Below are 21,090 nucleotides of genomic sequence, written 5' to 3'. Positions count from 1 at the left end.
TTTATTCGTTGACCAGGAATGACACATCGTTTAGAGTCGCTCTTTTTGAAAAGAGGGCACTCATAATGAAAAGACCAGCAATAGTGAATATACTTGCATGGGGTCTGCTCCTGGCATTCACCGGCGCCGCTCAAGCAGCCGGGGACGCGGTGGCGGGTAAGCAGAAAAATGCCATGTGTGTCGGTTGTCATGGTATAGAGGGATACCGGACATCCTATCCCACGGTTTATCAGGTCCCAAGACTGGGCGGCCAGCATGCCGAATACCTGGTCAAGGCTCTTCAGGCATATAAAACCGACGCCCGCAGTCATCCCAGCATGAAAGGTATTGCAGCCGCTCTTTCCGACCAGGACATGGAAGACCTAGCCGCTTATTACGCCGGTTCCGGAAAATAATTTATTCATTACGCAAGGAAGGTCTTATGAAAAATTTTATTATTGCCGCGGTAAGCGGTGCATTACTTCTGATTTCCGGTCAGGGGATAGCAGCCAATATTGAGGCTGGGAAGAAAAAAGCGGCTGAAGTTTGCGCTGCGTGTCACGGCCCTGACGGCAACAGCCCCGCTCCAGCTTTCCCCAAGATTGCCGGGCAGCATGCGAGCTATATCGAAAAATCCCTGAATGAATACAAGTCGGGTGCCCGCAAGGATCCCATCATGGCGGGTATGGCTGCGGCCTTGAGCAAAGAAGACATTGAAAATCTGGCAGCCTATTTTGCCAGCCAGTCTGGCCTGAAAACCAAATACTGATGAGGTAAGCGGCCAGGAAAGCTTTTTTCTGTCCGCTTGTCCAGCGTGTATGCGCAAGAGCACGTTTCGTCAAGTATAGATCAATTTTCCCATCGATCCAGGCATTCAAAGTAAACTGCGGCATCAAACGCTGATTGGCTGCGTTGCGCCTGCCAAATCATTTCCGCCAGGCACTCCATGACTTGATGCATAACGGTGTGTTCATCGCCGGCTTTTGTCAGCAAGCGGTCGAACCGATGGCGGATTCCCACAGGCTGGTCTATCGAAAGTTGTTCCCTGATGGCGATATGCATGCTCATGTGCAGAAAAGGATTGGTATCACCCGTTTCGGGTAAATAATCCATATCTTGATAACGTTCTATGTCGTCAAGCATGGCATGGTATTCCGGATGCAGCAAAATCACCTCCAGCGCCATGCCTTCCATCGCGGAAAGCATCTCCCGCTGCCGGTATTTGCGCCACGTGTCGAAGAAAAATTGGCGCGCTTGCTCTCTGGATGGATTAAACATTCAAAATAAATCCAAAACGAGGAATATTTTTCATCAAAGGTTTTTATCCTTGTATTCGCACAAATCGTTAATGATGCATATTGCGCATTTCGGTTTCCTCGCCACACATACATAGCGTCCATGCAAAATAAGCCAGTGATGGGCGTCGTGGCGAAATTCTTTCGGAATGCGCTTTAGGAGCTTCAGCTCCACTTCCAGTACGGTTTTCCCGGGCGCGATTTTAGTTCGATTGGCGACACGAAAAATATGGGTATCCACTGCCATAGTGGGTTCACCGAATGCGGTGTTTAGTATTACATTGGCGGTCTTGCGCCCCACGCCAGGTAATTTTTCCAGCTGCTCCCGAGTTTTCGGCACTTTACTGCCGTGATCTTCGATGAGCAGCGTGCAAGTCGCCAGGATATTCTTTGCCTTGGTTTTATAGAGCCCAATGCTCTTGATGGCATCCCGCAGACCGGCTTCACCCAGGGCGAGAATTTTCTCGGGTGTATTAGCCTTGGGAAACAGTTTCCGGGTTGCGAGATTCACGCTTTTGTCAGTCGCTTGGGCGGAGAGCACCACGGCTACAAGTAATTCGAACGGGGAGTTGTACTCCAACTCGGTGGTGGGATGAGGATTAGCTGCCTTGAAACGGGTAAAAATTTCATGGCGGATGGTTGAGTTCATGAGTTTTTGCGGGAAGAATTATCGATCCGTATTATTGTGCTCTGTTAGCCGGGGCCGGACAGCATTGGCACGTTCCAGGGCCGCCTGAACGGCGGCTTTCCTCGGATCGCCTGTCGAAAAATCGCTTACGGATTTCACTGCGCCGGTTTTTTGTGCAAGCCTTTCTTCCTGCTCCTGTTTTTCACGCTCAAGCCGTTGCAACCTGAACTGGTAACGCGCACGCGCGTGATCGGCTTTCTTTCTTTTTTCATCTTCGTGCGCTGCCAGGTCATCGAGTGGGGCATAAGATTCAGCCGCGGCGTTGCTGACTGATGGCTTGAGGGACACCATGCTGATGCAATCCATTGGGCATGGTGCAATACACAATTCGCAGCCGGTGCATTCCTGGGCAAGCACGGTGTGCATTTGCTTGGCCGCGCCCACAATGGCATCGACTGGACAGGCCAGGATACAAAGCGTGCAACCGATACAGGCTTGCTCATCGATAACCGCCACAGCCCTCGGTTTGGTCATGCCGTGCGCGGTATTTAGCGGTACGGGGCTCACTCCCAGCAACTCCGCCAGTTTACGTATGCCTTGCTCACCGCCGGGGGGACACTGGTTAATGCAGGCATGGCCTTCCGCGATGGCGGTCGCATAAGGTTCGCAACCGGGAAAGCCGCATTGACGGCACTGTGTTTGCGGCAGGATGGCATCGATTTTCGCTATGAGTGGATCTCTGCTCATCCTGAACCCGAGCATAAAAGATCTGGCGCAGGCGATGCGCAGAGCGCACGCGCCACTTCGTGTACCAGATGGGGACCGCGATAAATCAGGCCGCTATATATCTGCACCAGGCTTGCTCCCGCCTCTATCTTTTCCTTTGCGTCCGCCGCGCACATGATGCCGCCTGCGGCAATGATGGGTATTGTTCCCTGTAGGATATCGTGCAGGTGACGGATAACCGCCGTGGCACATTCTTTAAGGGGGGCGCCGCTTAATCCGCCCTTTTCGCTCGCATGAGGCAATGCTTCCACGCCGGCCCTGGAAAGTGTGGTATTAGTAGCGATAATCCCATCAATCTGATGTTTCATCAGCAGGGTGGCGATAGATACGATTTGCGGCGGCACCAGATCAGGAGCGATCTTTACCACCAGGGGAGTATATTTGGCATGCTCATCGGCGAGTTCTAATTGCTTCGATTTCAGCAGACCCAATAAATGATCCAGCTCCTCGGCATTTTGCAGCTGACGAAGATGGGGGGTGTTAGGGGAAGAAATATTGACAACAACGTAGCCGGCGTAGCGATAGACTTTACTTAGGCAAATCAGATAGTCATCTGCAGCGCGTTCCACCGGCGTATCGAAGTTCTTGCCAATGTTAATACCAAGTATACCGTGATAATTCGTCCGCCTGACATTTGCCACCAGATTCTCCACCCCATGGTTATTGAAGCCCATGCGGTTGATAATGGCGTTTGCCTGAGGGATGCGGAACAGGCGTGGTGGAGGATTTCCCGGCTGGGGACGGGGTGTAACGGTACCGATTTCGATAAAACCGAAGCCGAGCGATGCCAGGACCTCAAGGTGCTCGCCGTTCTTATCCATTCCGGCGGCCACCCCGACGGGATTGGGAAAATCGAGACCCATGACACTGCGCGACTCGCAAGGTATCGGGCCGCCGGTAAGCAAGCCAAGCCGGCGAACTTTCTCGATTGCATTGAATGTAAAGCGATGAGCCGTTTCGGGATCAAGACTGAATAGCAGCGGCCGGAGTAGTGAATAGAGCATGGAACCCATTTTAACCCGGAACTGTAGTGCGCCTGTTAAACGATTATTGCAAGATTGGTAACAACAATCATGAAACGGTGTCTATCCGAGGTTGGAACGGTATGGCGCCACGGGCGAATCTGAAAGATCTTGCATGGTGCATGTTGCCGCAAACCGCGGAATCTATCAGGAGCATCCGCTGGTTTCACCGATACGGTTATTTCTTTTCATGAATGGGATTTACGGATGTAAATCATGAGTAATTCGATTCGTTACCATCCGCATGTTTTAGGGGCGCTTTTATGAAACCGGCTTCTTTTTCTCTTGTTCTGAGTCTCGTGATACTTATCGGACACACTCATGCCGCTACGGAATGGGAGATGATCAATTCGGAAGTGGAATCATATTATCAGCAGGGGGACTATGTCCGCGCCACTTCTATGGCGAAGCAGGCGCTGCAAACAGCCGAACAGACCCGGGACGCCAATCATCCTGACGTGGCCACAAGTTTGAATAGCCTGGCAATGCTCTATACCGCACAAGGTCAATATACGCAAGCCGAGCCGCTTCTCAAGCGCGCACTGGCTATTTTTGAGAAGTCGATTGGCCCGGAAAGCCCTGAAGTTGCCGCAAGCCTGAATAATCTGGCGATGCTGTACAGAAACCAGGAGCAGTATGCGCAGGCCGAGCCGCTCTATAAGCGCGCATTGTCGATCGATGAAAAAACTTTCGGCCCGGATCATCCCAATGTTGCCATCACTTTGAACAACTTGGCTCAGCTATACCAAGCCCAGGAAAATTATGCTCAGGCCGAACCGCTTCTCAAGCGCGCGCTGGCAATTTTAGAAAAAGCGCTTGGACCAGATCATCCCAATGTTGCCATCAGCCTGAATAACTTGGCTCAGGTATACCAGGCTCAGGAACAATATGCGCAAGCCGAGCCGCTTTATAAACGTGCATTCGCCATTTCAAAAAAAGCGCTTGGACCGGATCACCCCAACGTGGCGCTAAGTCTGAATAACCTGGGAGGACTGTATAAAGATCAGGGAAAATTCCCGCATGCGGAGCCGCTTTTCAAGCGCGCATTGGCCATTTCCGAAAAAGCGCTTGGACCGGATCATCCCAATGTTGCCACGAGCCTTGAAAACCTGGCGCAGCTATATCGGGATATTGGCTATGCCAGCAAAGCAGCGCCCCTGGAGAAACGTGCGGCAGCCATACGGAAGATGCAGCGATAGAACTTGGTGTCAGATATGCGAGCATCATCAAGCATGAAAATGACCCAAGTTCTCTATAAGGGACTTCTGCTTTGTATGACGCTCAGCGGCTCCCAGCGCCCATCCGTCAGGCCTTGCAAAGGCCCGAAGCCGGCTTTGTAGGCCATTTTCCGGCTTTCCTTGATCCAGTAGCCAAGATAGAGATAGGGTAATCCTAGTGCACGGCACTGTTGCACTTGCCACAGAATGTTATAGGTGCCGAAACTCGCCCCCGGCACATCCGGATCGAAAAAAGTATAGACAGACGATATGCCATCGGGCAGTTTATCGACGATGCTGATCATGCGCAGCTGTCCGTTTTCGTGAAACTCGATCAGCCTGGAATTGACATTGCTCGGCAGCAGGAAATGGCGGTATTGTTCGCGGCTGTCACGATCCATGCCGCCGCCGTAATGGCGCTGCGTCTGATAGCGCAGATAGAGTGCGTAGTGGTCCGGATGATAATAGAGGTCATGCTGCGTTGCCACCAGGTGCTGGTGCTGTTTCCAGGCACGGCGGTGAGCCCGCCTGAGAATCAACTCGTCAACGACAATCCGCACGGGTACACAGGCGCGGCAGTTATCGCAGTAAGGACGATAGGTAAAGGCGCCACTACGGCGGAAGCCGGCTTTTACGAGTTCGCCATAGACGCCGGTATCGATCAGGTGACTGGGTGTCGCCACCTGGGACCGTGCCAATTTTTCCGGTAGATAACTGCACGGATATGACGCAGTAGTGTAAAACTGTAGTACCGATGAAGGTAGATCATTCAATTTGCTCATGATCGAAGCACCATTTTTCAACTCGCCCGGTGTAGTTTACCAATTCTTTTAATTTCTGACTAAATTCCTTCCGGGGAATTTCGCGCCCGCCGAGGGAGGCGAGATGAGCGGTTTTCATCTGGCAGTCGATCATTTGGAAGTCCCAGCGCTCCAGTTGCTTTACCAGATGCACGAATGCGATTTTGGACGCGTCCGAGACTCGGGAAAACATCGACTCGCCAAAAAATGCTTTCCCCTGGGCAACGCCGTATAGCCCCCCCATTAACTCACCACGTATCCAGATTTCGACGGAATGGGCCATTCCCATTTCATGCAACGCCGTGTAGGCTGAAATCACCTCCGCGTGGATCCAGGTCCCGGCTTGCGCTCCGCGCGGCTCGGCACAAGCCTGCATGACCTCGCTAAAAGCGCTATCGACACGAATTTCATAATAATTCTTCTTCATCGTTTTTCCCAGCGACCGGGAAATTTTAATCTCGGTGGGGAACAGCACCATGCGCGGATCCGGGCTCCACCATAGAATAGGTTCACCCTCATTAAACCAGGGAAAGATTCCATGGCGGTAAGCCTCGATCAGCCGCTGCGGCGAGAGATCGCCGCCGGCAGCAAGCAGTCCGTTGGGCTTGGCAAGTGCGGTGTTCAGCGGGGGAAACGGAGATTCAGGAGTGAGCCAGGGAATCATACGAAGTGATGAGTAGTATCAATTATTATCACGAATCTTCGATATTTTGCGGCATCATCCGTGATTTATAACGTGTTACGTCCGGCACATTCGCTGACTCAAATCCTGCCCGGCGTAATCGGCAAGAATCGCACACACCGCAAGCCAATCCTTCCTCATTTGCCTGATAACAGGACACCGTCAGGCTGTAATCCACGCCCAGCGAAATTCCCTGCCGAATAATCTCCGCCTTTGGCAAATCAATCAGCGGCGCATGAATGCTTAGCCTGGCACCTTCGATTGCGGTTTTAGTGGCCAAATTCGCCATTTCTTCAAAAGCCGCGAGGTATTCAGGCCGGCAATCCGGATAACCGGAATAGTCCACCCTATTGACGCCAACAAAAATATCGCAGCTCTTGAGTACGTCGGCCCAGGCCAAGGCAAGCGACAGCATGATGGTATTCCGGGCTGGAACGTAAGTAACGGGAATACCCGCCTTCGTTCCTTCAGTGGGTATAGCAATGGATTTATCGGTAAGCGCGGATCCACCGAACCCTTCCAAGTCGACTTTTACGGTTTTATGCTTACAAGCGCCAAGGAACCGCGCCAATGTTACCGCCGCCGCCAATTCCGATTCGTGGCGCTGCCCATAATCCACGCTTAAAGCGTAACATTCATACCCGCGGCTGCGGGCGATGGCCAGCGTGGTAGCGGAGTCCAATCCACCTGATAAAAGCACTACAGCCTTTATCATCCTAAATCCAGCAATGGGTTGCTCATTTGATAGATCAGTATTATAGAAAATAACGATTTTTCTGTACTTTTTGGCGCCCTACCAGATCATCCTAAGTAAGAATAGCCCTGAGAACTCAAGCTTGCGCAGTATGTCCGCCTGCTTTTCAGCGGCCCGGTCCCTCACCCCACAACAACTTGTGCAGTTGGATCTGTACTCGCACCGCCAGACGATCACGCAACACCCATGCCGCGAGAATCGCAGGATCCAGCTTGCCATAAACCGGCGAGAATAAAATGGGGCAAATGATATCTAGTTTACGCTCACGTATTGTTTCAATCGCCCATTGGTAATCCGCTTCATCGCATAATACAAATTTGATCTCATCGTGGCGGGTAAGATGGTCGAGATTGGACCACAGGTTTCTTCCTGCTTCCCCTGAACCAGGTGTTTTGATGTCCAGGATTCTGGAAACACGCGCATCCACTTTGGAGACATCCAGTGCACCACTGGTTTCGAGCGAGACCGAGTAACCCGCGTCGCACAATAGTCTGAGCAATGTGAGGCATTCTTTTTGCGCCAGGGGTTCGCCACCGGTGACCGTAACATAGCGAGGCGCATAGTTGGCCACCTCCACCAGAATGGCGGAAATTGACAGGCTTTTACCTCCGTAAAACGCATATCCAGTATCACAATAACCACAACGCAGAGGACATCCGGTAAGGCGTACGAATACCGTAGGCAACCCGGCGCGGCTAGTCTCTCCCTGCAGAGAAAAAAATATTTCGCTGATGCGCAAATTTACCGCATCAGCGGGTTGCGTGATTATGTGTTTCAACGGGAAGGGGGTGTGAACCATTTTAGAACGGGTTCGCCATCACCACGAAAGGGGATTCTGGTAGGCTACTTTCTATTGACAAGCCGCTGCTTGGCCTTTTGGGCCGCGTCACTCCCTGGATATTTGGCAACAAGATTTTCCAGGGTTTTCTTGGCAGCGGTTTTTTGATTCATTTCCTGCTGACTGCTGGCAATGTTGAGCATTGCATCGGGAGCCTTGGAACTATTGGGAAAAGCGGCGATCAGCTTTTCTTGAGTACTGATGGCGTTCTTGAAGTCACGCTTCGCATAATAAGAATTGCCGGTCCAGTAGTGAGCACTCGGCACAAGGCTGGAGCCCGGATAGTTCTTGATAAATTGCTTGAACTGGGAAATGGCGTCTTGATATTTGGCGTTCTTGAAATGACTGTAGGCAGCCTCGTACTCACGGCTCTCCGCGGTTTCCGTTGATGCAGCACTTGCCGCAGAAGGAATCACAACGGCGGCCCTGGCCGGAGCCTCCACACTCGGTTCCGGTGCGGTCTCGGACCGGGTAGCTGGCGGAGCAGGAGACTCTGAAGGCGGGGATTCCGAACTGGCTTCGTCTGGCTGCTCTAACCGCCTTAATCGGGTATCCAGATCAATGTAAAAATCCTTCTGCCGCTTCTGCGTCAGCTCGTTCTCATTGACCAGCACTTCTATCTGACCCTGCAGCTTGTTCAGATCGAGCCTGAGGGTGTCGATCTGGTTGTGGAGCTCCAGCAACGGTTGATCGTTGAGCGCTTCTTCGAGTTTGACAATGCGTGCTTCCAGTGTCCGCCCTTGATTGCGCAGATCTCCAATCAATGTCTGTTGCGCTGCAATCTGCTTGCGCGCTTCCTCGTCGTCGAATAGTCCGGCGTAACTGGAATTACAACCGATCAGTAACGATAACCAGAAAGCACGCAACCGCACCATTACTCGCCTTGATAGCGGATATCCGTGCGGCGGTTTTCGGCCCACGAGGATTCATCATGGCCCGTCGCCCGCGGCTTCTCTTCGCCCAGACTGACGGATTCGACCTGGGACTCCTTAGCGCCCGACAACGTCATGGCGTGCTTTACCGCATCGGCGCGGCGCTGACCCAGCGCAAGGTTGTACTCCCGGCTGCCACGTTCGTCGGCGTTACCTTGCAACAGCACTCTGGCATTTCCATTGTCGCGCAAGTATTGGGCGTGAGCCTGCACTAGAGATCGATATTCATCCTTCACGACATAGCTATCGAAGTCAAAGTAAACACTACGTTTGGAGAGGATATTATTGGGATCGGTAAGCGGGTTCAGGCTGGGAGCGGCTTCGCCGGTGGTAGCACCACTCCCCATCCCCGGCTGGGTGCCGATAGACTTGTCTTCCACCTCGGGGGTGGGTTGCGTAGTCTGGCTGGCGCATGCCGCCAGCAAACTGATCAACAATACGCCAAATATCTTTTTCATGTGCATTCCTTTATAGTTGACTAAATACGGCATTCCGAATTACTGCAGCCTTGGCAAAGGACCCCATGCCGGTTCTCTCACATCGCCAGCTTGCGTTGAAAGTTGCTGTCTTGTTCTGCCATCGCTTGATACCGCGGATAATATACCACGGCCCTTTACCTCAGTTGCATACAAAATGATCCTTCCGTTGGGAGCAAAACTGGGAGATTCATCGAATTTCGAATCAGTTAGCAGTTGCACCTGGCGGGTTGCCAGATCCTGTGTCGCGACATTGAATTTATCACCATTGCGATGAATGAAGGTAAAGCTTTTTCCATCCCGGCTATAATCGGGGCTGACGTTATAGCTCCCCTCGAAGGTAAGGCGCTCCGCCGTCCCCGATGGCCGTCCTGTTATTTGCATGCGATAGATCTGCGGACTGCCGCCCCGATCGGAAGTAAAAATGATTGATTGGCCGTCGGGCGAAAAACTGGGTTCAGTATCGATTCCGGAGCTCTGGGTGAATCTTTGCAAGCCGCTGCCATCAGCGTTAATCAAAAAAATCTGCGAACCACCCATCAAAGACAGCACCACCGCCAATCTCTTCCCATCCGGTGACCAGGCCGGTGCGCTGTTGCTCCCCCTAAAATTAGCTACCGCCTTGCGCGTCCGCGTTGCAAGAGTCTGCACATAAACTACCGGTTTCTTGTTCTCGAAGGAGACATAGGCCAGTTGCTTGCCATCCGGCGACCATACGGGTGAAATAATCGGCTCGGTGTATTCGATCACAGGTTGGGCATTAAACCCATCAGCATCCGCTACCTGCAACGAATATTTTTTGCCTTCTTTCACCACATAAGCAATACGGGTGCTGAATACTCCCGCGTCGCCGGTCAATTTTTCATAAATCAGATCCGCTATTCGATGCGCGGCGGCCCGCAGCTGTCCCGCGGGAACGGTTTCGGTATAGCTGGCCAATTGCACCTGTTTTGCAACGTCAAGCAAACGGACGCGCACAGCGACTTGTCCGCCGGGCAGGGCTGTGGTGCTGCCAATAACCAGCGCATTGGCGCCACGATTGATCCATTCCGAATAAACGACTTCGACCGGCTCGTGTGGCGCGAGACCGGCCGGATCGACCATTCTGAACAAACCACTGCGCTGCAAGTCGGCAGCCACGACCGGTGTGATGCCTTGACTGAGCTTTTCTTCCGCGGCGAAGGGAACGATAGCGATAGGAATCTGTGTCGCGCCCCCGCCGAAAATTTCGATGTCGAGCGCGGCATGGGCTGGCGTGCCAATCAACCACAGGAACAAGACAAGGACATACGGGAAAAATTCAGGTGAGCGAATCTGCATAGAAATAACTCTTAAGGAATTCGCGATAGTACCGGGGATTATACCTCAGTCATTCGCGATAATGTACCTTGAGACTCAAATTACGAAATTTCGGAAACAACGCGGGGTCGGGTGGCAAAGGGAGCGGCTTGGCCAGAAAAATGGCACGCTCTACCGCACTGTCGAAAGCGGCAAACCCGCTGCTTCTGCGCAACTTGACATCGAGAATATCACCGCCCGGCAGCAGTGTAACGTCGAATTCCGCAACCGGGTTGCCCGGCAAGTCGGGCGGCATAATAATATGGCCTTTGATTTTAGCCAATATCTTGGCTTTGTATTCCGCTATCTCGTTCCCCAGGCGGGACTGTGCCGCCGCCTGTGCCTGGCGCCGGTTATTGGCTTCCTGCTCCCGCTGAAGCTGTTCCACTTCGGCGGCTATCCTTGCTTGCTGTTCCTTCAATTCCTTTTCTTTCTGCGCCTTCAGTTCCTGCTCTTTTTGCTCTTTCTCCTTTTTTTCCTTTTGCTCTTTTTCTTTTTGCGCTTTCAGTTCCTTTTCTTTCAGTTCTTTTAGTTCTTTCTCGGATGGCTTCTTTTCCACAGGCTTGGGCTTCTCGATCTTTTCCTTGAGCGCGATATCCGGCTTGGGGGGCGGAGGCGGCGTTTGCGGCTCAGGCGGCAGCGGCTTTACTTCAGGCGGCGGCTGCACAGGCGCGGGCGCGGGGGGCGGCGGTGTTGCTTTGGTAATCGGCTGCTCCGGCTGAGGCAAATTACTCCATAAATCCACCATCATGACTTCGGGCGGATAAGTTTTCCAGTTGAGACCAAAAATCATGAACGCGAAGAAAATGATATGCACCAGTACCGCCAGCACGCCTGCCGGTACGCGCCCTGGCTCAACCTGCGAGGAACCTCGCAATGCCATCCCGCCGGTCAAGATTTTGGCCTGGCCAGCAGCCCCACCTTCTTTACCTGCTGCTGTTGCAGAATATCCATCACATTCGTCACTTCCTCGTAACGCACACTTTTGTCGGCGGCGATCACCACCGCCTGCTCAGCATTTTGCGCCTGCTTCCGCTTGATTGCCTCGACCAACTCAGTCCGGCTAACCTTTTGTTCGCCGCTGGAGGTGGCACGATCATGTAATCTCAGGCTGCCATCGGCCTTGATGACTACCTCCATCGGCGCAACCGGAGGCGTAAGCGATTTGCCGATCTGCGGCAATTCAATCTGACCGGGGCTGATAAGCGGCGCCGTAATCATGAATATCACCAGCAACACCAGCATTACGTCGATGTACGGCACGACGTTTATCTCATTCATCAGACGGCGTTTGGCACGGCGCTCACTCACGATATCGGTCCCCTGAAATCCTTATCCAGTTGCCTGCCGCTGCAATACATTGGACAACTCTTCCATGAAACTCTCAAAACGGGTCGCCAGCCGATCGATGTTGTTGGCATAGCGATTATAGGCGATGACCGCGGGAATCGCAGCGAACAACCCCATCGCGGTCGCTATCAATGCTTCCGCAATGCCTGGCGCGACATGAGCAATAGTGGCTTGGGTAACATTGGAGAGGCCCCGGAAGGAATTCATGATCCCCCAGACGGTACCGAACAGACCGACATAAGGACTTACCGACCCCACCGTCGCCAGAAAGGAAAGGTGCGATTCGAGGCTGTCCATCTCCCGCTGGTATGTGGCTCGCATGGCCCGCCGGGTGCCATCCATCACGGTACTGATATCCATCCCCGGCTGGCGCTTATGTTTGATGAATTCACGAAACCCCGCCTCAAAAATCCGTTCCATGCTGCCTGCGGTATGGCGCGAGCTCGCGGCGCTTTGATAGAGTGCGTTGAGATCAGGACCTTTCCAGAAAACATTCTCGAACTCGTCACTCTGCCTCATCGCTTGACGGATGACAAACAACTTGCGAAATATAAACCACCACGATAAAAATGATGTCACCAACAGTAACGCCATTACCAGTTGCACCGGCAAGCTGGCGCTGCCGATGAGGTGGAACATGGACATATCCTGTGTCACTGTTGCACTCATGAGAGTTTTCCAAGTTTATGACGTAGTGCCGGCGGCACACTCACCAGCTTTAATCTATCAGCACTCACACATACCGCGTGAACAGTGGCGCTGGCTAAAGTGGCCCCGCTACGCAGCACATGCTGGGTGAGTGTGATGCGGCTTCTGCCCAGTTTTTCGGGCTGCACGGCGACCTGTAGCAAATCGTCCAGCAATGCCGGTTTGTAATATTCGATATTGAGCGAACGTATCATGAAAATTACCTTGTGAGTCTGAATCAATGAATGAATATCAAATCCCAGTTCCCGCAGCCACTCGTAGCGGGCACGCTCCATGAAATCAAGATAAGTGGAATGATAAACCACTCCGCCTGCATCGGTGTCCTGATAATAGACCCGAACTGGCAGAGTGAAAGTATTCTTGTTCGGAATAAGCATCAAATCATCAGTTTTTGCTGTGGTTTTCATACTTTTAACCCGAATAATCCATTAGGCGGCTCTCTGAACCTTGAAGGGTGGCCATCGGTTTGCTTCGCCATCATTTCGCGTCCTATGGATTTTCTGAGTTTAAAAACGCGAAATCTGAATTAATAAACGCCGCTAAAAACGGAAAGTTGCTTGAATTGGGTAAGCGGGTTTACGCAGAGCCCGGTTACTCTGCCAATTACTCACATTCTCTCTTGCTATTGATTATCTTCCCACAATTCTCCGCTTAGCCCGTTCTTCGGCAGAGCCATGCCGAAATGCCGATAGGCGATAACCGTAGCCATGCGGCCGCGCGGCGTGCGCTTCATATAGCCCTGCTGGATCAGATAGGGCTCCAGCACATCCTCTATGGTACCGCGCTCTTCGCTGATGGCAGCGGCGAGATTATCCACGCCCACCGGCCCCCCACCGAATTTCTCCATGACAGCCAACAGCAGCTTTCTGTCCATCACGTCGAGGCCAAGGAGGTCCACATCCAGCATGATCAATGCCGCATCTGCCACCGGACGGGTAATGTAACCATCGGCTTTGACCTCGGCGAAATCGCGCACCCGCCGCAGCAGACGGTTGACGATGCGTGGCGTTCCGCGCGAGCGGCGCGCGATTTCCACCGCTCCATCGGAAGAGATTTCAACATTCAACAACCCCGCCGAGCGCATGACAATTTTGGTTAGCTCTTCCACCGAATAAAACTCCAGCCGCGAAATAATGCCAAAGCGGTCACGCAGTGGATTGGTGAGCATGCCCGCGCGCGTGGTGGCGCCCACTAAAGTGAACGGGGGTAAATCAAGCTTGACCGATCGCGCCGCGGGACCTTCACCGATCATGATATCAAGCTGATAATCCTCCAGCGCGGGATAAAGAATCTCTTCCACCACCGGGGAAAGGCGGTGGATTTCATCGATGAATAGTACGTCGTTGGGTTCGAGGTTGGTCAAAAGAGCTGCCAGATCGCCAGGACGCTCCAGTACCGGACCGGAAGTCTGGCGTAAACTTACGCCCATCTCTCTGGCAATAATATGAGCAAGCGTGGTCTTACCCAAACCGGGCGGGCCGAACAGCAGCACATGATCAAGCGCTTCCCGGCGCCGCCTTGCCGCTTCGATGAATATCTGCAACTGCCCGCGAATTTTTTCCTGACCAATGTATTCGTTCAGGTGCTTGGGACGCAGCGCCCGCTCCAGTTCTTCTTCCTGCAGAGAAGCGGAGGCGGAGGCGATTAACCGATCGGTTTCAATCATTCAAAAATGCGATTCACTTGATTGCACATGGCAGAGTAAGTCAAGTTACTTTTCTTTCGATAGACGCTTAAGCGCCTGCCGTATGCCCTCAGATACCGTAATATCAGCGGGTAATTGCCGGGTCGCCCAGTTGGCTTCCCGGTCATTATATCCCAGAGATAACAGCGCATTGAGCACGTCGCCGCCAGCCCTTGGCACGGACGTCCCTCCCCCTGCCGCAGTGATGCCCGCCATGCCGGCATCGAGCTTGTCGCGCAGTTCCAGCAGCAAACGTTCGGCAGTCTTTTTGCCGATACCGGGTATTTTGACCAGCCGCCCGCTGTCCTGAGCGACCACCGCTTGATGCAAGTCGGCAACGCTCAAGCCTGATAGCAACGCCAGTGCAGTTCTCGCCCCGACACCGGAAATTTTTACGAGTTGCCGAAAGGCTTGCCGCTCTGCTTCGGTGGCGAAACCAAAAAGCAAATGCACGTCTTCGCGCACCACAAGATGCGTATGCAGCGTGATTTGGACGCCGATGGCCGGCAAATTATAGAACGTGCTCATCGGTACATCGATTTCATACCCCACACCTTGCACGTCAACCAGCACCAGTGGCGGAAATTTTTCCAGCAACAAACCCGTTATTCTGCCAATCATCCTAAATCCGGCGGCTCATCAAAATGTGAAGGTCAAGTAGCATAAAGCATCTTGTACATCATAAAGCGCTAAACTGGAAAATGAGCGGTCAACCACCGGATTTAGGCTCATACGAGCCGCCCGCGTTTCATGCGATAGCCTGCTGTCGAAATCCCGCCCAGCCCCAGTCCGCCGTGGGCATGGCAGATTGCGCAGGCAAGTGCATCCGCCGCATCCGCGCTGGGGCTGCCGGCAAGCTGCAACAACCGCTTCACCATTTCCTGCACCTGTTCTTTCTTCGCATGACCTTTGCCTACCACCGCCTGCTTGATCTGCAGCGCGGTATATTCGGCAACAACGAGATTATTCAGCACCGCCGTGCAGATCGCGGCCCCGCGCGCCTGTCCGAGCATCAGCGTGGATTTTGGATTGACATTGACAAAAACCTGCTCCACCGCGACCTGATCGGGACGGTGCTGCGCGATAACTTCGTTAAGATGGTCCATGATGGACTTCAGACGCGACGGAAGTTCGCCGTCCAATGTCTTGATACAACCGCTGCCGACATAGGCCAACTTGTTGCCCATTTTATCGATGACCCCGAACCCAGTAATACGCAAGCCGGGATCTATGCCAAGAATACGGATAGGCTGGACTCCTTTTTCACCTGGCAGATAAGAATCTATTCATCAATTACCGCTGTCGTATAGACCTCCTGCACATCGTCGATACTTTCCAGCGCGTCCAGCAGTTTTTGCATTTTCACCGCCTCGTCGCCGGCCAGCATGGATTCGTTGGCGGGTTTCATGGTCACTTCGGCGAGTTCCGCCTTGAAACCGGCTTTCTCCAGCGCCGTCCTGACGCCGACGAATTCATAGGGTGCGGTAATGACTTCGATGCTGCCATCGCCGTTGCTGATCACATCTTCCGCACCCGCCTCCAACGCCGCTTCCATCAGCTTGTCTTCATCGGTCCCGGGAGCGTAAAGCAATTGTCCGCAATGCTTGAACATGAACGCAACCGAACCATCCGTGCCCAGGTTGCCGCCGTACTTGGTGAAAGCGTGACGCACATCCGCGACCGTACGCACGCGGTTGTCGGTCATGCAATCCACCAATACCGCCGCACCGGCAATACCGTAGCCTTCATAACGTATCTCTTCATAATTCACGCCCTCCAGATCGCCGCTGCCACGTTTGATCGCGCGCTCGACATTATCCTTGGGCATGTTTTGTTCGTAAGCCTTATCGACGGCCAGGCGCAACCGTGGATTGCTGTTGGGATCTCCTCCGCCGAGCCGCGCGGCGACGGTAATCTCCTTGATGAGCCGGGTGAAAATTTTTCCGCGCTTGGCGTCCTGCGCTGCTTTCTTATGCTTGATATTAGCCCACTTGCTATGACCCGCCATGATGCATCTGCCTTATCTGCCTTTATTGAGGTGTGCAATATTACCATCCCGTATGCCGGGGATAAAGCTTGGGGGAGATTGTTACCCGAAACAACACTGTACCGCGACGTAACTGGACGCTGGCGCTCATGCCGGCCATCGATAGGGCGCAATATCCAGCGGCTGGGGCTTGTTCAGAATCAAGTTGGATACAAGCCGCGCGCTACCTGGCGCCATGGTGACGCCGTACCGGTAGTGGCCGCTATTGAGATAAAGATTCGAAATGGCGGGATGACTATCGATAACCGGTAGATTATCTGGCGAACCCGGACGCAAACCCGCCCAGTGGCCGGCAAGCATTTCTTCGGTCAATGCAGGCACTAAAGCACAAGTCCTCGACAGCAACATTTCCCGGGCGCTGGCAGTGGTGTGTTTGTCGAAACCGGTGTCCTCCACCGTACTGCCGGCCAGGACGTACCCGTCTAGACGCGGTATCAGATAAAAATTATCAGGTGCCTGTAGGACCATTGCACCCAGCAAATCGGGCTGTGCCTTGAACAGCAGGATCTGTCCGCGCACCGGCCAGATATCGAGCTTTAACGCATGTTCGCGTAAAAGCTGCCGGCTCCATGCCCCGGCGGTAACGATAAAACTGGCTGCGGTATATTCCTCGCCACGGCGGGTACCGATCGACTGGACTCGCCCCTGAGCTATCTTCCAGCTTGTGATGTCGGCATGTTCAATAATGACGCCTCCATTCACCTCCACAGCTTGCACTAGCGCCTGTAGCAAACGAGGATTACGCACTTGGCAGATTTCAGGCAACCAAAGCGCCGGTTCGTCACGTGCAAGCACCGGCACGACTTGACGAGAGCGGACCCTTCTTATGGCTAAGTCATGCCGGGCGCACCAGGTTTCAGCTGCGCGATGGCGAGCATCCTGTTGCGCAGCCTTCTCGGGATCGCTGGAAGAGCCGGACAGCACCAGCATGCCGCTTGCATGAAACTCCGGATTGATGCCTGTTTCCGCCCGCAACGCTTGGATAAATCCGGGATACAGGCAGTTGCTCAATTGCGTCAATTGCGTTACCGGATCGGAGTAATCCCACGGCAATAGCGGAGAAAGGATGCCCCCGCCCGCCCAGGACGATTCCTGCCCGCAGCGATTGCGCTCCAGTATGGTTACACTCACTCCCTGCCGTAATAATTCGCGTGCCGTGGCCAGCCCGGCAATTCCCCCGCCTATAACAATCACGTCGCTCAAAAATTGACCCCTTGCATGCAACCAGTTTAATGCAAATTTCGTGGCGACACAGGATAAGCGCACAATCCCTGGAGAACATGATCCAAAAAACTTTGTATTGGAAGGGTGAGCCGGTATAATGCTCGTCCCTTGGGTATCATTGGGTCGTTAGCTCAGCCGGTAGAGCAGCGGACTTTTAATCCGTTGGTCGCCAGTTCGAATCTGGCACGGCCTACCAGATCAATCGCTTAGTTCAGTATACTGACCTGAGTGAGTGACTCTCCCCATGTCTCAAATGAAAATCTCCTTCTTACCGTAGGGTCACTCAGATAGCCCGATAATCGTGCAACGATTCATACCTTCAACGAACTTCGAGTCGCGCATTTAAACAAAGCGGACTTCAACTCTGACCATCTCGTTGTCGAAAAATTTTACACTTTGGTTCGCCACAAATGATGGATTCCGTACAACTCATTTAATATTAATGATATTTTATTTATGGCATGAAAAATGCTTATTAAACAGGCGAATAAGATGGGTTCATAGCGCTTTCTCTAATAGAGTCAGTTTTCCCTCAACGGAATAAAAAATGAGATTCATACCCAAGACTCTGCACCAAAAAATCACTTTCGCATTGAGTGCTTTGGTGCTGATCCCGCTGCCAGCCAGTGCTCTTCTGATTAATACCTCCCCGACAGGCTTTAGCAACTCCGCAAGCGCTTCCGATACCGAAGGTGGCAGCGCCAGCAACAACAACGGTGCCAGTCTCGGAACCAGTACCATCAGCCAGTTCAACTCGAATCAGGGCGTGCTGATGGGCACCACCCTGAATCTCACTTCGACGCGCACACAAAGCACCTGGGTTCGATCCACGGATGGCCCCAATACCGGCGCTAACACCAATGGGACCACGAATGGGACTGGCAGTAGCACCGCCAATATCTCGGGACCGGGTGTAAATGCTACTTTTTTACCGGCTATCAGTGGTAGCGATTCATGCACGGATAATCGTAGGGGGGCGTGTACCGGCAGTGCTACCACGAGTTCCGCCACCACCACCAACCTGAATCAGGCGGTATCATCCGCCAACCTTGATAACTATGTCGGCACCGGCGATGTAACGCTGGCACGCACAGCCCCGACACTGACGGCAACCCAGACCAGTGCCCAATTCACCGGCACGGAGACGACAGAGTACACGGTCACCTGGGCGGGCAATGTTGGTGCCACTTATGACTACTTGTTACATGCCGCGCCATCCTTCGACGATTCCTCAACGATGTTGACCCTGAACCTGGATTTCGGAACGTTCTTCGTGGGTGATGCTGCCACTCTTGGATTCAATCTCTTCAATCTGGCTGATGACAACCGGGTCGGCCTCGATCTCGACAGCATCTCCGGCAGCGGCGACATCGGCACGCTATTAACTGACCTAGGTAGCTTCGGCAGCTTGGGCCAGGGTTCAAGCCACGACTGGCTGGCCATGCTGGATACCTCCTCTGCTGGAGTTTTCAGCGCCAGCTACCTATTAAGCCTGTCGGACGCGGATGTCGGCGCGGCATCCAGCCGGGCTTCCTATAGCCTCACCCTGAACCTGACTGGCACTGTAAATAATATCCCGGATACGGCAGCGCAGGTCGGTGAGGTGCCCGAACCTGCCACGCTTGCACTTCTTGGCCTCGGCCTGGCGGGTCTGGGTTTGAGCCGCCGCAAGAAATCGTAAAACCAATTCACGCGTCAAAACAGACCCGCTTCGGCGGGTTTTTGTTTGCAGCGTACAGTTGTTGCGTTGGCATCCCGCACCCACCTTTGCAATCAGCTGAAAACAGCTCGCCAAGCTGATAAGCTCCGCATGTTATGATGTGCAATCGGCTCTAACGGCTCATTGTGTTGTAACTTATTGATAAACTTGATCCTTAGTTTATTGGCCACCAGTTGGAATTTGTGTCTGATAAAGACTTAGCGTGAAAATCTCCACCCTCCCTTTACGCGCCAAACCCTATATGGCCCCTACATGGTTGCGGGGAGGCCACGCGCAGACCATTTATCCTTACCTGCTGTCACGTCCGCGGGTTACTTACCGGCGCGAACGCTGGGAACTGGATGATGGCGACTTCATTGATATCGACTGGTTGGACAATCCTGCCGATGCGCCGCTGGTGGTGCTGTTTCATGGGCTTGAAGGAGATTCATGCAGTCATTACATTCTGAGTATGATGACCATGCTGCGGGATCTGGGCTGGCGCGGCGGAGTCGTGCATTTTCGTGGCTGCTCGGGTTCGCCCAATCGTCTGCCGCGTGCTTATCACGCCGGCGATTCAATAGAAATCAATTGGATACTGCGCAGGATAAGTGAACAAAACAAGCTGTCGAGTTCCGCGCCGCTTTATGTGGCCGGAGTGTCGCTGGGGGGAAATGCTTTTCTGAAATGGCTGGGTGAGCAAGGTCAGCACGCCCGACAGCTGATCGACAGCGCCGCGGCGGTTTCCGTACCGCTGGATCTGGCCGCTGCGGGAAGCGCCCTGGCATCCGGCTTCAACCTGCTTTATACCCGTCACTTTCTCGATACGTTGAAACGCAAGGCGCTGGAGAAATTTGGCCGCTTTCCCGGTCTGTTTGATGCGGGCGCGGTAGCCGCATGCACTACGTTATATCAATTCGACAACCTGGTGACCGCACCGCTGCATGGCTTTCGAGATGCCGAAGACTACTGGCACCAATCCAGTAGCAAGCCATGGCTCAAGCACATCCAGGTGCCTACGCTCGTCATCAATGCCTTCAACGATCCTTTCATGCCGGCATCCGCGTTGCCTGAACCCAATGAGGTTTCCCCCTTTGTCACGCTAGAGTTTCCCGAGGAGGGAGGCCACGCGGGATTTCTTAACGCACCTTTTCCGGGGAGGCTGACATGGCTGCCGGAAAGAATTATCAGCTTTTTCGTGGAACAGGGCGCTGAAGTCTACCGCAGTCCCCAAATGAATTTATCTGCGCTGAGAACTTCTTAACCGGTATGCGAGACTTTGGGAAAGAGTGGCGTAGTTGCTCATCCGCCCGGTTGAACAAAATTTTCATATGAAACAGAGAACCAGCAGAGCGTGCGTCAATTTATAAAACGGCCAGGTTAGGCATGCTCTGAAATGCATTGGGTGAAGCGACACCCACCGCCCCAGCGGGAATAAACGCATCCGTTCGCAATAATCCGGTGCCGGAAATGCCCCGCATAACATGCGTCTTACCATTGGAAGCGGATCTACTTTCCGGAACGCGGCCAAGAGGGAGTAAAAGTTTGGGTATGGGCAATTGGTGTAAAATCGAATGTCGATTTTCGATATTGCCTGAGTGTTGAGCCACCGGTCGATTCCATAAAAGTAA

Annotated in this window: 25 protein-coding genes and 1 tRNA gene; 6 read left to right on the top strand and 20 right to left on the bottom strand. The window is 53.2% G+C overall.

What is annotated here, in order from left to right; translation table 11 throughout:
* Nucleotides 1-65 precede the first annotated feature (65 nt).
* Together SQ11_RS09715 and SQ11_RS09710 are read left to right on the top strand one after the other, a co-directional pair.
* Nucleotides 66-395, top strand: a complete 330-nt coding sequence (locus SQ11_RS09715; RefSeq protein WP_041513967.1) for a cytochrome c — start codon at nt 66-68, stop codon at nt 393-395.
* 26 nt (nt 396-421) lie between these two features.
* Entirely contained in the window at nt 422-748 is a 327-nt protein-coding gene (locus SQ11_RS09710; RefSeq protein ID WP_041513966.1) for a cytochrome c, read from the top strand.
* Nucleotides 749-828: 80 nt separating this feature from the next.
* Here SQ11_RS09710 and SQ11_RS09705 read toward each other — a convergent pair whose 3' ends face one another.
* The 4 genes from SQ11_RS09705 to SQ11_RS09690 are packed head-to-tail and all read right to left on the bottom strand — an operon-like array spanning nt 829 to nt 3,692.
* On the bottom strand, nt 829-1,257 hold the full coding sequence (locus tag SQ11_RS09705) for a DUF1841 family protein (protein ID WP_041513965.1): 429 nt from the start codon (nt 1,255-1,257) through the stop codon (nt 829-831).
* Nucleotides 1,258-1,290: 33 nt separating this feature from the next.
* Nucleotides 1,291-1,923 carry an endonuclease III gene (gene nth / locus SQ11_RS09700; RefSeq protein WP_041513964.1) on the bottom strand — a complete coding sequence of 211 codons (633 nt, stop codon included), beginning with the start codon at nt 1,921-1,923 and terminating at the stop codon, nt 1,291-1,293.
* A gap of 18 nt (nt 1,924-1,941) precedes the next feature.
* Nucleotides 1,942-2,649 (bottom strand): electron transport complex subunit RsxB, encoded by a 708-nt coding sequence (rsxB, locus tag SQ11_RS09695; protein ID WP_084226801.1) that lies wholly within the window; start codon nt 2,647-2,649, stop codon nt 1,942-1,944.
* Nucleotides 2,646-3,692, bottom strand: a complete 1,047-nt coding sequence (locus SQ11_RS09690) for a quinone-dependent dihydroorotate dehydrogenase (protein WP_041514010.1) — start codon at nt 3,690-3,692, stop codon at nt 2,646-2,648. The genes rsxB and SQ11_RS09690 overlap by 4 nt, the downstream gene beginning before the upstream one ends.
* Before the next feature lie 281 nt (nt 3,693-3,973).
* Between SQ11_RS09690 and SQ11_RS09685 the strand changes: the two genes are divergently transcribed.
* Complete coding sequence (locus tag SQ11_RS09685; protein ID WP_041513962.1) at nt 3,974-4,909, top strand: tetratricopeptide repeat protein; 936 nt, start codon at nt 3,974-3,976, stop codon at nt 4,907-4,909.
* Nucleotides 4,910-4,962: 53 nt separating this feature from the next.
* Here SQ11_RS09685 and SQ11_RS09680 read toward each other — a convergent pair whose 3' ends face one another.
* The 16 genes from SQ11_RS09680 to thiO all read right to left on the bottom strand — a co-directional run bounded on the left by SQ11_RS09680 (nt 4,963) and on the right by thiO (nt 17,730).
* Nucleotides 4,963-5,709: an arginyltransferase gene (locus SQ11_RS09680; protein ID WP_041513961.1), complete on the bottom strand. Its 747-nt coding sequence runs from the start codon at nt 5,707-5,709 to the stop codon at nt 4,963-4,965.
* Nucleotides 5,693-6,391, bottom strand: coding sequence for a leucyl/phenylalanyl-tRNA--protein transferase (gene aat / locus SQ11_RS09675; RefSeq protein ID WP_041513960.1), 699 nt, complete (start codon nt 6,389-6,391; stop codon nt 5,693-5,695). Before aat ends, SQ11_RS09680 begins: the two co-directional genes overlap by 17 nt.
* Before the next feature lie 28 nt (nt 6,392-6,419).
* Complete coding sequence (queC, locus tag SQ11_RS09670) at nt 6,420-7,124, bottom strand: 7-cyano-7-deazaguanine synthase QueC (protein WP_041513959.1); 705 nt, start codon at nt 7,122-7,124, stop codon at nt 6,420-6,422.
* 145 nt (nt 7,125-7,269) lie between these two features.
* On the bottom strand, nt 7,270-7,962 hold the full coding sequence (gene queE, locus SQ11_RS09665; protein ID WP_052494141.1) for a 7-carboxy-7-deazaguanine synthase QueE: 693 nt from the start codon (nt 7,960-7,962) through the stop codon (nt 7,270-7,272).
* Between the two features lie 44 nt (nt 7,963-8,006).
* The gene (gene ybgF, locus SQ11_RS09660) at nt 8,007-8,876 is read right to left on the bottom strand and encodes a tol-pal system protein YbgF (RefSeq protein ID WP_232297958.1); all 870 of its coding nucleotides are present in this window, start codon (nt 8,874-8,876) and stop codon (nt 8,007-8,009) included.
* On the bottom strand, nt 8,876-9,391 hold the full coding sequence (gene pal / locus SQ11_RS09655) for a peptidoglycan-associated lipoprotein Pal (RefSeq protein ID WP_198140833.1): 516 nt from the start codon (nt 9,389-9,391) through the stop codon (nt 8,876-8,878). Before pal ends, ybgF begins: the two co-directional genes overlap by 1 nt.
* Before the next feature lie 39 nt (nt 9,392-9,430).
* Nucleotides 9,431-10,729, bottom strand: coding sequence for a Tol-Pal system beta propeller repeat protein TolB (tolB, locus tag SQ11_RS09650; protein ID WP_041513957.1), 1,299 nt, complete (start codon nt 10,727-10,729; stop codon nt 9,431-9,433).
* Between the two features lie 49 nt (nt 10,730-10,778).
* On the bottom strand, nt 10,779-11,630 hold the full coding sequence (locus SQ11_RS09645) for a cell envelope integrity protein TolA (protein WP_041514007.1): 852 nt from the start codon (nt 11,628-11,630) through the stop codon (nt 10,779-10,781).
* A gap of 8 nt (nt 11,631-11,638) precedes the next feature.
* On the bottom strand, nt 11,639-12,058 hold the full coding sequence (tolR, locus tag SQ11_RS09640; RefSeq protein WP_232297957.1) for a protein TolR: 420 nt from the start codon (nt 12,056-12,058) through the stop codon (nt 11,639-11,641).
* A gap of 21 nt (nt 12,059-12,079) precedes the next feature.
* Entirely contained in the window at nt 12,080-12,766 is a 687-nt protein-coding gene (gene tolQ / locus SQ11_RS09635) for a protein TolQ (protein ID WP_041513956.1), read from the bottom strand.
* Nucleotides 12,763-13,182: a tol-pal system-associated acyl-CoA thioesterase gene (ybgC, locus tag SQ11_RS09630; protein WP_041514005.1), complete on the bottom strand. Its 420-nt coding sequence runs from the start codon at nt 13,180-13,182 to the stop codon at nt 12,763-12,765. The genes tolQ and ybgC overlap by 4 nt, the downstream gene beginning before the upstream one ends.
* A gap of 245 nt (nt 13,183-13,427) precedes the next feature.
* On the bottom strand, nt 13,428-14,471 hold the full coding sequence (ruvB, locus tag SQ11_RS09625; protein ID WP_041513955.1) for a Holliday junction branch migration DNA helicase RuvB: 1,044 nt from the start codon (nt 14,469-14,471) through the stop codon (nt 13,428-13,430).
* 45 nt (nt 14,472-14,516) lie between these two features.
* Nucleotides 14,517-15,110, bottom strand: coding sequence for a Holliday junction branch migration protein RuvA (gene ruvA / locus SQ11_RS09620; protein WP_041513954.1), 594 nt, complete (start codon nt 15,108-15,110; stop codon nt 14,517-14,519).
* Nucleotides 15,111-15,217: 107 nt separating this feature from the next.
* Nucleotides 15,218-15,736, bottom strand: a complete 519-nt coding sequence (gene ruvC, locus SQ11_RS09615; protein WP_041513953.1) for a crossover junction endodeoxyribonuclease RuvC — start codon at nt 15,734-15,736, stop codon at nt 15,218-15,220.
* A gap of 35 nt (nt 15,737-15,771) precedes the next feature.
* A complete protein-coding gene (locus SQ11_RS09610; protein WP_041513952.1) occupies nt 15,772-16,497 on the bottom strand; it encodes a YebC/PmpR family DNA-binding transcriptional regulator in 726 nt (241 codons plus the stop codon).
* Nucleotides 16,498-16,623: 126 nt separating this feature from the next.
* Nucleotides 16,624-17,730, bottom strand: coding sequence for a glycine oxidase ThiO (thiO, locus tag SQ11_RS09605; RefSeq protein ID WP_306463975.1), 1,107 nt, complete (start codon nt 17,728-17,730; stop codon nt 16,624-16,626).
* A 150-nt stretch (nt 17,731-17,880) separates the two neighbouring features.
* On the opposite strand from thiO, the gene SQ11_RS09600 reads away from it, so the two are divergent.
* The 3 genes from SQ11_RS09600 (at nt 17,881) to SQ11_RS09590 (ending at nt 20,723) form a co-directional block, all read left to right on the top strand.
* Nucleotides 17,881-17,956, top strand: a tRNA-Lys gene (locus SQ11_RS09600).
* 351 nt (nt 17,957-18,307) lie between these two features.
* Nucleotides 18,308-19,441, top strand: coding sequence for a PEP-CTERM sorting domain-containing protein (locus SQ11_RS16455; RefSeq protein WP_052494140.1), 1,134 nt, complete (start codon nt 18,308-18,310; stop codon nt 19,439-19,441).
* 241 nt (nt 19,442-19,682) lie between these two features.
* Complete coding sequence (locus SQ11_RS09590) at nt 19,683-20,723, top strand: YheT family hydrolase (protein WP_041513951.1); 1,041 nt, start codon at nt 19,683-19,685, stop codon at nt 20,721-20,723.
* The last annotated feature ends 367 nt before the right edge of the window (nt 20,724-21,090 follow it).

The organism is Nitrosospira sp. NpAV (assembly GCF_000832065.1).
Lineage (GTDB): Bacteria > Pseudomonadota > Gammaproteobacteria > Burkholderiales > Nitrosomonadaceae > Nitrosospira.
Note: the sequence above shows the minus strand (reverse complement) of the source record. Positions and strands in the feature narration are given on the sequence as shown.

Bases quoted from the DNA above. Each gene is read 5' to 3' on its own strand.
- queE (WP_052494141.1), bottom strand. From the start codon at position 7,962: ATGGTTCACACCCCCTTCCCGTTGAAACACATAATCACGCAACCCGCT.
- rsxB (WP_084226801.1), bottom strand. From the start codon at position 2,649: ATGAGCAGAGATCCACTCATAGCGAAAATCGATGCCATCCTGCCGCAA.
- SQ11_RS09685 (WP_041513962.1), top strand. From the start codon at position 3,974: ATGAAACCGGCTTCTTTTTCTCTTGTTCTGAGTCTCGTGATACTTATC.
- SQ11_RS09645 (WP_041514007.1), bottom strand. From the start codon at position 11,630: ATGGCATTGCGAGGTTCCTCGCAGGTTGAGCCAGGGCGCGTACCGGCA.
- SQ11_RS09680 (WP_041513961.1), bottom strand. From the start codon at position 5,709: ATGAGCAAATTGAATGATCTACCTTCATCGGTACTACAGTTTTACACT.
- SQ11_RS09705 (WP_041513965.1), bottom strand. From the start codon at position 1,257: ATGTTTAATCCATCCAGAGAGCAAGCGCGCCAATTTTTCTTCGACACG.
- ruvB (WP_041513955.1), bottom strand. From the start codon at position 14,471: ATGATTGAAACCGATCGGTTAATCGCCTCCGCCTCCGCTTCTCTGCAG.
- tolB (WP_041513957.1), bottom strand. From the start codon at position 10,729: ATGCAGATTCGCTCACCTGAATTTTTCCCGTATGTCCTTGTCTTGTTC.
- nth (WP_041513964.1), bottom strand. From the start codon at position 1,923: ATGAACTCAACCATCCGCCATGAAATTTTTACCCGTTTCAAGGCAGCT.
- SQ11_RS16455 (WP_052494140.1), top strand. From the start codon at position 18,308: ATGAGATTCATACCCAAGACTCTGCACCAAAAAATCACTTTCGCATTG.
- SQ11_RS09690 (WP_041514010.1), bottom strand. From the start codon at position 3,692: ATGCTCTATTCACTACTCCGGCCGCTGCTATTCAGTCTTGATCCCGAA.
- ybgC (WP_041514005.1), bottom strand. From the start codon at position 13,182: ATGCTTATTCCGAACAAGAATACTTTCACTCTGCCAGTTCGGGTCTAT.
- SQ11_RS09610 (WP_041513952.1), bottom strand. From the start codon at position 16,497: ATGGCGGGTCATAGCAAGTGGGCTAATATCAAGCATAAGAAAGCAGCG.
- SQ11_RS09715 (WP_041513967.1), top strand. From the start codon at position 66: ATGAAAAGACCAGCAATAGTGAATATACTTGCATGGGGTCTGCTCCTG.
- pal (WP_198140833.1), bottom strand. From the start codon at position 9,391: ATGAAAAAGATATTTGGCGTATTGTTGATCAGTTTGCTGGCGGCATGC.
- ybgF (WP_232297958.1), bottom strand. From the start codon at position 8,876: ATGGTGCGGTTGCGTGCTTTCTGGTTATCGTTACTGATCGGTTGTAAT.
- SQ11_RS09710 (WP_041513966.1), top strand. From the start codon at position 422: ATGAAAAATTTTATTATTGCCGCGGTAAGCGGTGCATTACTTCTGATT.
- queC (WP_041513959.1), bottom strand. From the start codon at position 7,124: ATGATAAAGGCTGTAGTGCTTTTATCAGGTGGATTGGACTCCGCTACC.
- aat (WP_041513960.1), bottom strand. From the start codon at position 6,391: ATGATTCCCTGGCTCACTCCTGAATCTCCGTTTCCCCCGCTGAACACC.
- ruvA (WP_041513954.1), bottom strand. From the start codon at position 15,110: ATGATTGGCAGAATAACGGGTTTGTTGCTGGAAAAATTTCCGCCACTG.
- tolQ (WP_041513956.1), bottom strand. From the start codon at position 12,766: ATGAGTGCAACAGTGACACAGGATATGTCCATGTTCCACCTCATCGGC.